Raw genomic sequence first — 13,325 nt, 5'->3', positions numbered from 1 at the left:
GGGATATCGACATGACTACCACCACAATCGATCACGCACACGACGATCACCACGGCCACGACCACTCGGCGCACGACCATCCGCACGGCTACCGCCGCTGGCTGTTCGCCACCAACCACAAGGACATCGGTACCCTGTACCTGTGGTTCTCGTTCATCATGCTGCTCTCGGGCGGCGTGCTGGCGCTGATGATCCGCACCGAGCTGTACCAGCCGGGCCTGCAGTTCTTCCGCCCCGAGTTCTTCAACCAGCTCACCACCATGCACGGCCTGGTGATGGTGTTCGGCGCGATCATGCCGGCCTTCGTCGGCTTCGCCAACTGGATGATCCCGCTGCAGGTCGGCGCATCCGACATGGCCTTCGCGCGCATGAACAACTTCTCGTTCTGGCTACTGCCGCCGGCGGCGATCCTGCTGGCCGGCTCGTTCTTCTCGCCGGGCGGCGCCACCGCCGCCGGCTGGACGCTGTACGCGCCGCTGTCGACCCAGATGGGCCCCGGCATGGACATGGCGATTTTCGCGATGCACATCATGGGCGCATCGTCGATCATGGGCTCGATTAACATCATCGTCACCATCCTGAACATGCGCGCGCCCGGCATGACCCTGATGAAGATGCCGATGTTCTGCTGGACCTGGCTGATCACCGCCTTCCTGCTGATCGCCGTGATGCCGGTGCTGGCTGGCGCCATCACCATGACCCTGACCGACCGCCACTTCGGCACCTCGTTCTTCAACGCGGCCGGCGGCGGCGACCCGGTGATGTACCAGCACATCTTCTGGTTCTTCGGCCACCCGGAGGTCTACATCATGATCCTGCCGGCCTTCGGCATCGTCTCGCAGATCATCCCGGCCTTCGCCCGCAAGCCGCTGTTCGGCTACGCCTCGATGGTGTATGCAACCGCCTCGATCGCGATCCTGTCCTTCATCGTCTGGGCCCACCACATGTTCACCACCGGCATGCCGGTGACCTCGCAGCTGTTCTTCATGTACGCCACCATGCTCATCTCCGTGCCGACCGGCGTGAAGGTGTTCAACTGGGTCGCCACCATGTGGAAGGGTTCGATGACCTTCGAGACCCCGATGCTGTTCGCAGTGGGCTTCATCTTCGTGTTCACGATGGGCGGCTTCACCGGCCTGATCCTGGCGGTGACCCCGATCGACATCGTGGTGCACGACACCTATTACGTGGTGGCGCACTTCCACTACGTGCTGGTGGCCGGTTCGCTGTTCGCGCTGTTCGCCGGCTTCTACTACTGGGCGCCGAAATGGACCGGCCACATGTATCCGGAAGGCCGCGGCAAGATGCACTTCTGGCTCTCGCTGATCACCTTCAACGTGACCTTCTTCCCGATGCACTTCCTCGGCCTGGCCGGCATGCCGCGCCGTTATGCGGATTACGCGACCCAGTTCACCGACTTCAACATGATCGTCTCGATCGGCGCCTTCGGCTTCGGCCTGTCGCAGGTCTACTTCCTGTTCGCGGTGGTGCTGCCGACCATCCGTGGCGGCGCGAAAGCCTCGGCCAAGCCGTGGGAAGGCGCTGAGGGCCTGGAGTGGACCGTGCCGAGCCCGGCGCCGTTCCACACCTTCGAAACCCCGCCACTGGTGAAGTAATCATGACGCGCGACCTGCAGAAAAAGAGCAACTTGAAAACCGCCCTGGTACTGGGCGGAATCGCACTGCTCTTCTTTGTCAGCGTATTCGTCAAGTTCACACTGCTGAGCTGACATGAACCCGATGAGCAGCCGGATTCGGCGCCTGAACCGCTCCACGCTGGGTAAACTGGTCGTGGTGGCGGTGATGATGTTCGGCTTCGGCTACGCGCTGGTGCCGATGTACCGCCAGATCTGCGAGGTGCTCGGCATTAACGTGCTCACCCAGAGCGAGTTCGTCGAAGCGCCGACCAATACCCAGGTCGACAAGACGCGCACCATCGTCGTCGAGCTGGACGGCAACGCGCAGGGGCCGTGGCGTTTCCGCCCGACCACCCGCAGCATCGAAGTGCATCCGGGCGAGCTGGCCACCGTGACTTACGAGGTGGTCAACACGCAGGGCAGGGCGGTCAAGGCGCAGGCGATCCCGAGCTATGCGCCGCAGTCGGTCACGCCGCACTTCAAGAAAGTCGAATGCTTCTGCTTCCAGGAGCAGACGCTGCAGGCCAACGAGGCGCGCCAGATGCCGGTGGTCTTCTTCATCGACCCGGCGCTGCCGCGCGAGGTGAAGAACATCACGCTGTCGTACACCTTCTTCGAGATCGGCGGCGCAATCAAGGCGGCAGCGGCGCCTGCCACAGGGGCGGTGGTCAAGTAAATGGATGAGCAGCCCAAGGAAATGCCACACCGGCGCAAGGCCAGTTTCCTGGCCACGATGAAAGCGGTGTTCTGGTCCTTCTTCGGCGTGCGCAAGCGCAGCGACTACGAACAGGACGCCGCCAACCTGAACCCGGTGCATGTGATCATCGCCGGGCTGATCGGGGCAGCGCTTTTTATTGGCCTGATCATGCTGGCGGTACGGTTTGCGGTTTCGCAGTGAGAATGACAAGGACGAAGTCGCACTACGGACTCCGCCAATAAACTAAAACAACGTCGTCCCGGCGCAGGCCGGGACCCAAGTTTGCGATTCAGAGTTACCAAAATTCAAAAGAGTTAGCTTGAGGAGATGAAGATGAGTTCGCCACATACCGTGCCACATTATTTCGTGCCAGGCCCTTCCAAGTGGCCGATGGCCGCCGGCATTTCGATGCTGGTGACCATGCTGGGCGCATCCGCCTGGGTCAACAGCGTGTCCTGGGGCCCGGTCGTGTGCCTGGCCGGCATCGCCGCCATGCTGACGGTGCTGTATTTCTGGTTCGGCGACGCGATCGGCGAGTCGGAATCGGGCATGTACGGCCGCAACATCGACCTGTCCTACCGCTGGTCGATGGCCTGGTTCATCTTCTCGGAGGTGATGTTCTTTGCCGCCTTCTTCGGCGCACTGTTCTACGCCCGCGTCATTTCCATGCCCTGGCTGGCCGACCTGGACCACAAGTTCATCTGGCCTGATTACGCACCGACCTGGGGCAACACCGGCCCGGCCGGCGTGGTCGACGGCTTCAATACCATGGGCCCGTTCCCGATCCCGACCATCAATACCGCGCTGCTGCTGCTGTCGGGCGTGACCCTGACCATCTCGCACCACGCACTGCGCGAAGGCCACCGCGCCAAGACCGCGATCTGGCTCGCCGCCACCATCCTGCTGGGTGCGATCTTCATGGGCTTCCAGGTCTATGAATACATGCACGCCTACCAAGAACTGAACCTGAAGCTGACCTCGGGCATCTACGGCTCGACCTTCTTCATGCTGACCGGTTTCCACGGCTTCCACGTGACGATGGGCGCGATCATGCTGTCGGTGATCCTGTACCGCGTACTCAAGGGGCATTTCACGGCGGACAACCACTTCGGCTTCGAAGGCGCGGCGTGGTACTGGCACTTTGTCGACGTCGTGTGGCTGGGGCTGTACGTGGTAGTGTATTGGCTGTAAGGATGGGTGGCCGGTGATACCGGCTACGCAGTTGTAAGGATGGGTGGCCGGTGATACCGGCTACGCAGTGTAGTGACCGGATTCGCTACAGGTAGAGATGTCGAATCTCGTAGGGTGGGCAGGTCTCCTGCCCACGCGGTGATAGTTATCGGTTGATCTGCCGCGCTGGCTGTTCCAACGTGATTTGAACGCGTGGGCAAGGAACTTGCCCACCCTACGATGTACGGCGCCGCTTTTTGAGCGGGATCCCTGCGAAGATCAGCGAATCCCCGTCGGCGCAATCCACCCCATCTTGTACGCACCAAGCAGGCACAGGAACAAGGTAATCGACAGCCCGACCCGCACCGCCAGCGCATGCACGGTGCGGTTGCTCTGCCCCTTGTCGCGCATCAGGAAGAACAGGGCCGAGCCCAGGCTCGCGAGGATCAGGATGAAGGCGATGGCAACGAGCAGTTTCATGATGGGCAAGGGAAAGGTTGAGGCATCATTGTAATGCGGTTCGCGTTCCGTTTTCGCCTCATTCCCTTTATCGCCGCCCTCGTCCTCGCCATACTCGGCATTGCGCTCGGTAACTGGCAGGCGGGCAGGGCGGCCCAAAAGCAGGCCGTGCAGGAACAGCTCGACGCCCGCGCCGCCGAGCCGCCCGTCGCGCTCGGCCCCCCCATCACGCCCGCCACGGCGCTCGCCTACCGCCGCGTCACCGTCACCGGCGAATTCGTCGGCACATGGCCGCTGTTCCTGGCCAACCGCCCGATGGCCGGCCGTGCCGGCTACTACCTCGTGATGCCGTTTAAAATAAGCGGCTCCAGTATCCATGTGCTGGTGCTGCGCGGCTGGCTGCCGCGCGCTGCCGAATACGGCAAGCTGCCGGCCTTCGATACGCCTGCGGGCACGGTCACCATCGAAGGCACGGTCGTCGCCGGCGCCGGGCACGTGATGGACCTGGGCGAGGCCGGGGCGCTGGCGCCGAACGCCATTGTCCAGAACGTCGACCCGGCCGCGGCGGCCCGCGCCACGGGGCTGACGCTGCAGCCCTTTTTCGTGCAGCAGACCGGCCCCGCGCAGCTGGGCGAGGCCCTGCAGCGCGTCTGGCCCTCGCCATCGGGCGGCATCGACAAGCACCGCGGCTACGCCTTCCAGTGGTATGCACTGGCGGCCATGGCCATCCTCTTTTTTGTGATAACAGGATTTCGAAGTGGAACAAGAAAAAGTGAAGCAGGAACCAGCAACTGATCCTGCGAAGGCGCAGGAACTCAAACGCAACCGGGGCCGCTGGAAGCTGTTCGCCGTGCTGATGGTCTGCGCGGCGCCCCTGATCCTGTCCTACCTGACCTATTACGTCATCAAGCCGACCGGCCGCACCAACTACGGCACGCTGATCGACCCGCGCCAGTACCCGATCCCGGCGATGGACACGACGACTCTCGATGGCCGTCCGGAAAAGCTCGAGCAATATGCCGGCAAGTGGATCATGCTGAAGGTGGGCAGTGGCGAATGCCTGGAAGCCTGCCAGAAGCAGCTGTTCGCGATGCGCCAGTGGCGCACGATGCAGGGCAAGAACCGCGACCGCGTCGAACGCGTCTGGCTCATCACCGACGACAAGCCGCTCGATACGATGACAATCCGCCAGTACGACGGCATGCACCTGCTGCGCGCGCCGCACGGCGTCGTCACCAAGTGGCTGCCAACCGACAGCGGCACCGCGGCATCAGGCCACATCTACCTGATCGATCCGCTCGGCAACCTGATGATGCGCTTCCCGCTCGATCCGGACCCGCGCAAGGTCTACAAGGACATCGCCAAGCTGCTTAAGGCCTCGGCAATCGGCTGACCGCTCGGGCAAAAAAACATGCAAACGTCTTCTCTGTTGCAATTGGCCCTGATGGGCGTGCTCGTCGCGACCCTGCCGCTGGCCATGGTCTGGATGTCGGCCGACGCCAACAAATTCCGCAAGCTGGTCTGGGTCGCGGTCTTCCTCACTTTCGACCTGATCGTGTTCGGCGCCTTCACGCGCCTGACCGATTCCGGCCTGGGCTGCCCGGACTGGCCCGGCTGCTATGGCATGGCCAACCCCTTCCTGGCGCACGAGCAGATCGCGGCGGCCGAGGCGGCCATGCCGACCGGCCCGGTCACCGTGGCCAAGGCCTGGATCGAAATGATCCACCGCTACCTGGCCATGGGCATCGGCGTGCTGATCATGGCGCTGCTGTTCACCGCCACCGTGCAGTGGCGCAAGACGAAGGCCCAGGCCTTCAAGCCGGGCATTCCATTGGCGCTGTTCGTGTTCGTCTGCATCCAGGGCGCCTTTGGCGCCTGGACCGTCACCCTCAAGCTGCAGCCGGCCATCGTGACCATCCACCTGTTGCTGGGCATGGGCCTGCTGGCGCTGCTGGCCTGGCTGGGCGGGCGCGAAGACTACCTGATGCATCCGCCACGGCCGGCCGGTGACAATGCCGCGCTGCGGTCGATCCGCACGCTGGCGATCCTGGCAGCAGTCGTGGTCACGGTCCAGATCGCGCTGGGCGGGTGGGTGAGCACTAACTACGCAACCATGGCCTGCGATGAATTCCCGCTGTGCGACGGCCAGCTGCTGCCGCCAATGGACTTCGAGCATGGCTTCCACCTGTGGCGCGAACTGGGCAAGACGGCGGCAGGGCACTACCTGCCGTTCCCGGCGCTGGTGGCGATCCACTGGGTGCACCGCAACTTCGCCATCGTCGTCGTCGGCGTGCTCGGGCTGCTGGTGTGGCGCGCCTGGCGCCATGCCTGGCTGGCGAATCACGCGCGCTGGCTGGCCCTGCTGCTGGTGGTGCAACTGCTGACCGGCATCGCCACTGTCTACCTCGACTTCCCGCTGGCGATTGCTGTAATGCATAACGCCGGGGCGGCCCTGCTGGTACTGCTGGTGACCATGTTAAACTACCGGGTGAAACACCAGATCGAAGTGAACGGCGCGGAGAACCGCGCGACGTGAACCGCGGCAGCACCGCGGCTACGCCAGCCAGCACCCCATTGATGACGACCCAGACCGCCCTCCACAAACCTCCGAGCCGCGTTGCCCAATACTGGGCCCTGACCAAGCCACGGGTCACGCAACTGGCCGTGTTCTGCGCGGTGATCGGCATGTTCCTCGCCACCGACGGCTTCCCGGGCTGGCAGGTGCTGGTCGCCGGCACCGCCGGCATCTGGCTGCTGGCCGGCGCCGCCTTTGCGGTGAACTGCCTGGTCGAGGCCAAAATCGACGCGAAGATGGCGCGCACGGCCCGCCGCGCCACCGCCATGGGCGAGCTCACCAACACCCAGACGATCGTCTTCTCGACCCTGGTCGGTGGCCTCGGAATGGTCATCCTGTACGCTTTCGTCAATCCGCTGACCATGTGGCTGACCTTCGTCACCTTCGTGGGATACGCCTTCATCTACACCATGCTGCTCAAGCCGGCCACGCCGCAGAACATCGTCATCGGCGGGCTGTCCGGCGCCATGCCGCCTGCCCTGGGCTGGGCCGCGGTGGCCGACGCCGTGCCGATGCAGGCCTGGCTGCTGGTGCTGATCATCTTCGTCTGGACCCCGCCGCATTTCTGGGTGCTGGCGATGTACCGCCGCGACGATTACGCACGCTCGGGCCTGCCGATGCTGCCGATTACGCACGGCATGCAGTACACCGGCCTGCAAGTATGGCTCTACACCATTGCCCTTTGCGCCACCACCTTGCTGCCCTTCGCCGTCGGCATGAGCGGCCTGATCTACCTGACCGCCGCCGTCGTGCTCAACGTGCTGTTCCTGCGCCACTCGTGGCGCGTGCACAAGCATTACAGCGACATGGCCGCGCGCAATGCCTTTACCTGGTCGATCGTCTACCTGTCGCTGCTGTTTGCCGCGCTGCTGGTCGACCATTATTTCCGGTTCTAGATTCGCAGGTTCTCATTCGCAGGTTCCGACATGAAAAAACTCCTGAGCGTATTGGTGATGACAGTGGCGGTGCTGGCCGCAGGCTGCGACAAGCTGTCGAACAAGACGCCCACCTTCAACAACACCGACGTGACCGGGCTCGATTACGCCAAGGGCTTTTCGCTGACGGACCACAATGGCAAGCCACGCACGCTGCAGGACTTCAAGGGCAAGCTGGTAGTGCTGTTCTTCGGCTACACCCAGTGCCCGGACGTTTGCCCCACCACCATGGCCGAGATGGCCGCCGTGATGAAGGAACTCGGACCATCCGCCAAGGACGTGCAGGTGCTGTTCGTCACGCTCGACCCGGAGCGCGACACCCGCGAACTGCTGGCCGCCTACGTGCCGGCTTTCCACCCGAGCTTTATCGGCCTGTACGGCGACATGGAAGCCACCGCGCGCACGGCCAAGGAATTCAAGCTGTTCTACGCCAAGGTGCCCGGCACCGAGCCTGGCAGCTACACGGTGGACCACATGGCAGGCAGCTATGTGTTCGACCGCGACGGCAAGCTGCGCCTGTTCGTGCGCCACAACGGCGGCCCGGGCCCGCTCACGGCCGACCTGCGCCAGCTGCTTTAAGCCTCCTGTCATCCATGCCTTAACTGAGCTGTTATGATGGTGTAAACACCATTACACAGGGACGGCATGGAACAACGCGCAGGCAGGAACTACCCCCGTATCGCCATTGTCGTCCTGCTGACGCTGGGCTGCCTCTACGTCCTCAGGCCTTTCCTGGCAGCGATCGTGTTCGCGGCCTGCGTCGTGATTTCCTCCTGGCCGCTGTACCTGCGCCTGCTCGGCGCGATGAAGGGGCGCAGCAACCTGGCGGCCCTGACCATGACGATGACGCTCACGCTGCTGGTCATCATCCCGCTGGCCATGGTCGCCTACAACCTGGCCGACGACGTCGCCAAGGGCTTCACCGAAGTCCGTTATGCGATCGAGCACCGCGAACTGGCGCCGCCGCCCTGGGTGCGCGAGATCCCGCTCGTAGGCGAATCGATCGACACCTATCTGCGCCAGCTGGTGGCCAGCCGCGACCAGATGATCGCGCTGGCCCAGCGCTTCATCGAACCGGCCCGGCGCTACCTGCTGGCCGGCGGCCTGATGCTGGGCACCGGCGTGGTCCAGCTCAGCCTTGCCGCCTTCGTCAGCTTCTTCTTCTACCGCGACGGCAAGGCCCTGCTCGCCGTGGTCGATGTGGCGATGCAGCGAATGATGGGCGAGGGCGCCGAGTCGGTGTCGACCACCGTCAGCCAGACCGTGCGCGGCGTCATGTACGGCATGCTCGGCACCGCGCTGGCGCAGGCCGTGGTGGCGGCGATCGGCTTCACCATTGCAGGCGTGCCGGCGGTGCCGCTGCTGTCGGTGATGATCTTCGTCTCGTCCCTGATCCCGGTTGGCCCGCCCATCATCTGGGGCGGCGCGGCGATCTGGTTGTTCCTGCAGGGCGAAACCGGCTGGGGGATCTTCATGGTCATCTGGGGCACGGTATTGATCAGCGGCGTCGACAACATCGTGCGCCCGATGCTGATCAGCCGCGGCAGCAGCCTGCCTTTCCTGCTGACGCTGCTCGGTGTGCTGGGTGGGGTGATCGCTTTCGGCTTCGTCGGCATGTTCATCGGCCCGACCCTGCTGGCGGTGGGCTACAGCCTGATGAGCGAATGGACCGGCACGCCGGACCGGGTCATCCGCAAGAACTGAGGCGGCCACCTTTCCACCTGGTCGTCATGCCACTGTAACAAGCAGTCCCTAGACTTCCTCGTTTCGCCGCACTGTCATGCCCGGCACTGCGGTCCTTCAATCGCTTCAGCATACCTGCCCTCGGGTGGCAGTCGATGCCGGGACGTTTTCCAGGAAACGGGATCACTATGGCTCAGTATGCAGTCGCAGACCTGAACGACACGAAGGACGATGCCGTCGCCCGGGTCCAGCATGCAGCTCTCCTCGGCACCATGCGGGTACAGCGCATCCAGGACTTCCTGTTTCACAAGCTGACCCTCGTGTTCGCAGCCTCGGTCCTGATGGTACTGTTGGGTATCATTATTTCGCTGACCCTCGGCGCCTGGCCGGCCTTGCGCGCATTCGGTCCCGGCTTCATTCCCCGTGTCGAGTGGGATCCGGTCGGCCAGCAGTTCGGTGCGATGATCGCGATCGGCGGCACCCTGGCGACCTCCATCATCGCCCTCGCAGTGGCCGTCCCGATCAGCTTCGGCATCGCGCTCTTCCTCACCGAGATCTGCCCGGTGTGGCTGCGGCGCCCGATGGGAACCGCCGTCGAGCTGCTGGCGGGCGTGCCGTCGATCATCTACGGCATGTGGGGCTTCTTCGTCTTTGCCCCGATTTTCTCCAACTATGCGCAACCGCTGCTGGCCGGCACGCTGGGCCAGCTCCCGGTCATCGGCGCGCTGTTCCAGGGGCCTCATACCGGGCTCGGCATCCTGACCGCAGGCCTCATCCTGGCGATCATGATCATTCCCTTCATCGCCTCGGTCATGCGCGACGTCTTCGAGATCGTGCCTGCAGTGCTGAAGGAATCGGCCTATGGGCTGGGCTGTACGAAATGGGAAGTCGCCTGCAAGGTCGTGCTGCCCTATACCCGCAACGGTGTGGTAGGAGGAGTGATGCTGGGGCTGGGGCGGGCGCTCGGCGAAACCATGGCGGTCACCTTCGTGATCGGGAACGCGCACCGCCTGTCCTGGTCGATGTTCGCTGCCGGCAGTTCGATTTCATCGACGCTCGCCAACGAGTTCGGGGAGGCCGAGAAAGCCCTCCACGTCTCCTCGCTCTACGCACTAGGGCTGATCCTGTTCGCGATCACCTTCGTCGTCCTGGCAGCCGCCAAGCTGATGCTGATCGGGATGGAGCGCCAGGAGGGCGCGAAATAGGGCTGAAAGCTGCCGGTGCGAATCGGTGAGCTCGTTCGATCGTAGGTACCGTCTTCATCGTCAAGCCCTAGATCGCGAATTTCGGATCGTAGGGTTTGCCGGTGTGGACGACACCGAAGCAAAGGTGTGCCAGCTTACGCATAGCTGCACCGATCACTGCCATCTTCGACTTGCCTTTGGCAAGTAGTCGGTCGTTGAGAGCCTTGATATGTGGATTGCAGCGCCGTGCCACGACAGCTGGCATGTAAAGCACTTTGCGCAAGTAAGCGGGGCCAGCCTTGGACATGCGTGGCCTGCCACGCACCGACGAGCCAGATTGCCACTCAACCGGCACTAAGCCAAGGTAAGCTGCCAGCTGTTCGGCGCGTTCGAACGTTCGTCCCGCAAATAGAGCCGTCATGTGGCCCGAGACTCGTGGTCCAACGCCAGGAATGGACTCGAGCAGTTCTTTCTTGTTGCGCAGATCGGGATCATTGTCGATATGCGCAGCGATCATTGTTTCCAGTCTCTTGAGCTCGGCCTTTAAAAAGGCGATCGACTGCGCAATCGACTCACCTACCGCCTCAGGCGCTGGGCTGAAATCGTTCGCTTCCTGGCGGTTGAGTTCGCGTTGAAGATCATCGGCGACAGCATCGCGCCGCGTCAGCAGTGCCTTGAGCCTTCGAGCCGATGCCGATGGCGGCTGCCACGGCATAGGATTTTGTGTGGCGCCATAGCGTGCCAACACGGCGCTATCTGCCTTGTCGGTCTTGGTCTTCACACCCAGAGCGTGGGCGAATGCGCGCAGCTGGGCCGGATTGACCAGCGAAACCACCAGGCCTGCATCAGCTAGTGCCAACGCAGCGTTCTCGTGATACATCCCAGTTGGTTCCATCACCACATGTGGCTTGGCTACTTTTTGTTTGACCAGCCACTCCAACAGCTGGGCAAAGCCGGCAGCCGTGTTTGGAATAGATTTCGATTTCAGTTTGCTGTTCGACGTATCGAGCAGCATGCAGTCAAGCTTGGCTTTGGCAACATCCACGCCCAAGTAAAACATCGTCTTCTCCTTGTGTTCTCGATCAACACACCCACTCTCCTTGTGCATGCAGGGTCATTGCCCTAGGCTACCGTCCAGTGTTTGGTATGGTGTGGGAACGAGGTGAAGGGCTTGATCTACCTTCCAAGGTCGAGCCTTAAGGGTGGGCCCAAGCTACTCTTCACCTCTATTGATAGTAGCTAACCATCAATACGATCAAGATACAAGGGTGGGCGGGTCTCCCGCCCACGCGGTCAAACCACGGTGATGCAGCCCGTGCGGCTGTTCCACCTCTAACTATCACCGCGTGGGCGTTTGTCATTCGGGCATTGCCCGAAATCACCCCGCCCACCCTACAACTTCGTTTTAGCCGACCGGCATCCCGAAGCGGCCAAGCTTGCACATTAACGCGGCAGGCGCAGCTTGGCCACCGCCTTCAGCGAAGCAGCCAGCTCGCTGCTGTCGGCCTCGGATGCCGCGACCAGGTAGCCGCGTGCATAGGCCGCCTGGCGTCCCAGTTCTCCATTGCCTTTTTGAAGTTCCGGCAGCAGTTGGCCGGCCACGGCGAAATCGTTCAGCAGGCCCAGGTGATCCTGCAGCTCGGACAGCCGCGCCACATAGCGCTTGACCTCCTTGGCAGGCAGCAGGTCGCGGAAGAATTCCGCGCCGTACCGGGCCTTCTTGGCGGCGATGCGGATCCGGTGGCGCTGGTGCGGCTCCTCGCCGTCGAAGCCGGCTATACGGCGGCTCAGGCGCTTTTCGGCTTTGCGCAGCAGGGGAAGGCAGGCCTTGGCCGCAGGATTGGCCAGCGGCGACTTCGCTGGCAATGTTGTTTCGTCACGCCACTGCCGCCCGTGCAGCCAGCCGTTCACGCTCAGCAAAACCTCTGTGAAACGGGCTGAATGCAGGGTCTGCAGCATTGCCTGGTGCAGCTTGTCGGCCCTGGCGCGCGCTGCCAGGCGCAGGGCGCCGGGATCGATGCCGTGAATCCGCGCCAGCGTCGAGTCGGCCAGCACGTCCCAGTCGCGCGTGGCGCCCAGCGCTTCGGCCAGCCAGTCGAGTCCTTCGGCAATCTGGGCGGGCGCCGGGGCCAGTTCCTCGAACATGTCGATTAGGGCCCGCAGGCGCCGCAAGCCGACGCGCATCTGGTGCAGGCTTTCGACATCTTTCTGCAGCACGCCCGGCACATTCGCCTCCATCTGGCGCAGGCAGTTCAGGCCGATCTGCTGGAAGGTATCCTCGAGGGTGGCATGGCGTCCGAGCTTGACCGGCTGCGCCTTCACCGAGTGCGCCGCTACTTCGCTCAGCATGGCAAAGCCGCGCGCCGCCTTGCTGTCGTTCGACATGCGCAAGGGAATGTCGGCATGCAGCGCCAACGCCAGTTCGAACAGGTGGGTCGACGAGCCGTGCTTGATTTCCAGCTCGAGTTCAGCGATCTCGGCATGGTTGCCGCCCGATTCGATCCGCCCGGAGTCGAGCACGCATTCCACTTCGTCGCCATCGGGCCACTTCAGGAGCCAGCTGGTACGGCGGGTGACATTGCGGAAGATCGGCTCCAGTTGCCCGGCCTCGACACGGGACAGCAGCGTGGACAGCGCCGCTGGTTTGATCTGGCGCGCCAGGAGGGCCGGTTGTGGCGTAGCATTGGGCAGCGCGCATTCCCATTCGCCCCTTTCGTGCAAGCCGGGCGAGGTGGCGGCCGCGGTCTTGACGGTCTGGATCCAGGCGCCGGCGGATTCGCGCACGCGCAGCGTCAGGCCCCGCTTCCACAGGTCGTGCCCGGCGGTGTCGTAATAGGTGTCGACCAGTTGGTGTTCGTGTGCGCCGTCAAAGGCTTGTGCGGCCAGCATCGGGTGCTGGCGTATCTGGTCGAGCTGGGCGGGCGGAACTTGTAACTTCAGTTCGGTTTCCATATCGGTCCTTTCGCAGTATTTATGCATGAGCGCG

15 protein-coding genes are annotated in these 13,325 nt (G+C 63.2%); 12 read left to right on the top strand and 3 right to left on the bottom strand.

Annotated elements, in window-relative coordinates; all coding sequences use genetic code 11:
• Positions 1–11 precede the first annotated feature (11 nt).
• The 5 genes from ctaD to HGB41_RS21725 all read left to right on the top strand — a co-directional run bounded on the left by ctaD (position 12) and on the right by HGB41_RS21725 (position 3,524).
• A complete protein-coding gene (ctaD, locus tag HGB41_RS21740) occupies positions 12–1,616 on the top strand; it encodes a cytochrome c oxidase subunit I (RefSeq protein WP_171088395.1) in 1,605 nt (534 codons plus the stop codon).
• Positions 1,617–1,618: 2 nt separating this feature from the next.
• Entirely contained in the window at positions 1,619–1,729 is a 111-nt protein-coding gene (locus HGB41_RS23275) for a cytochrome oxidase small assembly protein (protein WP_212761058.1), read from the top strand.
• 10 nt (positions 1,730–1,739) lie between these two features.
• Positions 1,740–2,312 carry a cytochrome c oxidase assembly protein gene (locus tag HGB41_RS21735; protein ID WP_171088423.1) on the top strand — a complete coding sequence of 191 codons (573 nt, stop codon included), beginning with the start codon at positions 1,740–1,742 and terminating at the stop codon, positions 2,310–2,312.
• Positions 2,313–2,534, top strand: a complete 222-nt coding sequence (locus HGB41_RS21730) for a DUF2970 domain-containing protein (RefSeq protein ID WP_171088394.1) — start codon at positions 2,313–2,315, stop codon at positions 2,532–2,534.
• A gap of 132 nt (positions 2,535–2,666) precedes the next feature.
• Positions 2,667–3,524 carry a cytochrome c oxidase subunit 3 gene (locus tag HGB41_RS21725; protein WP_171088393.1) on the top strand — a complete coding sequence of 286 codons (858 nt, stop codon included), beginning with the start codon at positions 2,667–2,669 and terminating at the stop codon, positions 3,522–3,524.
• A gap of 258 nt (positions 3,525–3,782) precedes the next feature.
• Here HGB41_RS21725 and HGB41_RS21720 read toward each other — a convergent pair whose 3' ends face one another.
• Complete coding sequence (locus HGB41_RS21720; protein WP_171088392.1) at positions 3,783–3,983, bottom strand: twin transmembrane helix small protein; 201 nt, start codon at positions 3,981–3,983, stop codon at positions 3,783–3,785.
• A 33-nt stretch (positions 3,984–4,016) separates the two neighbouring features.
• On the opposite strand from HGB41_RS21720, the gene HGB41_RS21715 reads away from it, so the two are divergent.
• The 7 genes from HGB41_RS21715 (at position 4,017) to pstC (ending at position 10,360) form a co-directional block, all read left to right on the top strand.
• Positions 4,017–4,757, top strand: a complete 741-nt coding sequence (locus HGB41_RS21715) for an SURF1 family protein (RefSeq protein ID WP_171088391.1) — start codon at positions 4,017–4,019, stop codon at positions 4,755–4,757.
• Entirely contained in the window at positions 4,720–5,355 is a 636-nt protein-coding gene (locus HGB41_RS21710) for an SCO family protein (RefSeq protein ID WP_371868570.1), read from the top strand. Before HGB41_RS21715 ends, HGB41_RS21710 begins: the two co-directional genes overlap by 38 nt.
• Before the next feature lie 18 nt (positions 5,356–5,373).
• Positions 5,374–6,498: a COX15/CtaA family protein gene (locus HGB41_RS21705; RefSeq protein WP_171088390.1), complete on the top strand. Its 1,125-nt coding sequence runs from the start codon at positions 5,374–5,376 to the stop codon at positions 6,496–6,498.
• A 41-nt stretch (positions 6,499–6,539) separates the two neighbouring features.
• Complete coding sequence (cyoE, locus tag HGB41_RS21700; RefSeq protein ID WP_171088389.1) at positions 6,540–7,433, top strand: heme o synthase; 894 nt, start codon at positions 6,540–6,542, stop codon at positions 7,431–7,433.
• A 30-nt stretch (positions 7,434–7,463) separates the two neighbouring features.
• Entirely contained in the window at positions 7,464–8,051 is a 588-nt protein-coding gene (locus tag HGB41_RS21695) for an SCO family protein (RefSeq protein ID WP_171088388.1), read from the top strand.
• A 66-nt stretch (positions 8,052–8,117) separates the two neighbouring features.
• Complete coding sequence (locus HGB41_RS21690; RefSeq protein WP_171088387.1) at positions 8,118–9,176, top strand: AI-2E family transporter; 1,059 nt, start codon at positions 8,118–8,120, stop codon at positions 9,174–9,176.
• A gap of 251 nt (positions 9,177–9,427) precedes the next feature.
• A complete protein-coding gene (pstC, locus tag HGB41_RS21685) occupies positions 9,428–10,360 on the top strand; it encodes a phosphate ABC transporter permease subunit PstC (protein WP_371868571.1) in 933 nt (310 codons plus the stop codon).
• A 67-nt stretch (positions 10,361–10,427) separates the two neighbouring features.
• On the opposite strand, the gene HGB41_RS21680 is transcribed toward pstC, so the two are convergent.
• Both HGB41_RS21680 and HGB41_RS21675 read right to left on the bottom strand, forming a co-directional pair.
• Positions 10,428–11,399 (bottom strand): IS110 family transposase, encoded by a 972-nt coding sequence (locus tag HGB41_RS21680; protein ID WP_171088421.1) that lies wholly within the window; start codon positions 11,397–11,399, stop codon positions 10,428–10,430.
• 383 nt (positions 11,400–11,782) lie between these two features.
• Entirely contained in the window at positions 11,783–13,291 is a 1,509-nt protein-coding gene (locus HGB41_RS21675; protein WP_171088385.1) for a CYTH and CHAD domain-containing protein, read from the bottom strand.
• Between the last annotated feature and the right edge of the window lie 34 nt (positions 13,292–13,325).

The organism is Telluria aromaticivorans (assembly GCF_013003915.1).
Lineage (GTDB): Bacteria > Pseudomonadota > Gammaproteobacteria > Burkholderiales > Burkholderiaceae_D > Telluria > Telluria aromaticivorans.
Note: the sequence above shows the minus strand (reverse complement) of the source record. Positions and strands in the feature narration are given on the sequence as shown.

Excerpts from the sequence above, each read along its gene's own strand:
- ctaD (WP_171088395.1), top strand. The coding sequence starts at position 12 with ATGACTACCACCACAATCGATCACGCACACGACGATCACCACGGCCAC.
- HGB41_RS23275 (WP_212761058.1), top strand. The coding sequence starts at position 1,619 with ATGACGCGCGACCTGCAGAAAAAGAGCAACTTGAAAACCGCCCTGGTA.
- HGB41_RS21735 (WP_171088423.1), top strand. The coding sequence starts at position 1,740 with ATGAGCAGCCGGATTCGGCGCCTGAACCGCTCCACGCTGGGTAAACTG.
- HGB41_RS21730 (WP_171088394.1), top strand. The coding sequence starts at position 2,313 with ATGGATGAGCAGCCCAAGGAAATGCCACACCGGCGCAAGGCCAGTTTC.
- HGB41_RS21725 (WP_171088393.1), top strand. The coding sequence starts at position 2,667 with ATGAGTTCGCCACATACCGTGCCACATTATTTCGTGCCAGGCCCTTCC.
- HGB41_RS21720 (WP_171088392.1), bottom strand. The coding sequence starts at position 3,983 with ATGAAACTGCTCGTTGCCATCGCCTTCATCCTGATCCTCGCGAGCCTG.
- HGB41_RS21715 (WP_171088391.1), top strand. The coding sequence starts at position 4,017 with ATGCGGTTCGCGTTCCGTTTTCGCCTCATTCCCTTTATCGCCGCCCTC.
- HGB41_RS21705 (WP_171088390.1), top strand. The coding sequence starts at position 5,374 with ATGCAAACGTCTTCTCTGTTGCAATTGGCCCTGATGGGCGTGCTCGTC.
- cyoE (WP_171088389.1), top strand. The coding sequence starts at position 6,540 with ATGACGACCCAGACCGCCCTCCACAAACCTCCGAGCCGCGTTGCCCAA.
- HGB41_RS21695 (WP_171088388.1), top strand. The coding sequence starts at position 7,464 with ATGAAAAAACTCCTGAGCGTATTGGTGATGACAGTGGCGGTGCTGGCC.
- HGB41_RS21690 (WP_171088387.1), top strand. The coding sequence starts at position 8,118 with ATGGAACAACGCGCAGGCAGGAACTACCCCCGTATCGCCATTGTCGTC.
- pstC (WP_371868571.1), top strand. The coding sequence starts at position 9,428 with ATGCGGGTACAGCGCATCCAGGACTTCCTGTTTCACAAGCTGACCCTC.
- HGB41_RS21680 (WP_171088421.1), bottom strand. The coding sequence starts at position 11,399 with ATGTTTTACTTGGGCGTGGATGTTGCCAAAGCCAAGCTTGACTGCATG.
- HGB41_RS21675 (WP_171088385.1), bottom strand. The coding sequence starts at position 13,291 with ATGGAAACCGAACTGAAGTTACAAGTTCCGCCCGCCCAGCTCGACCAG.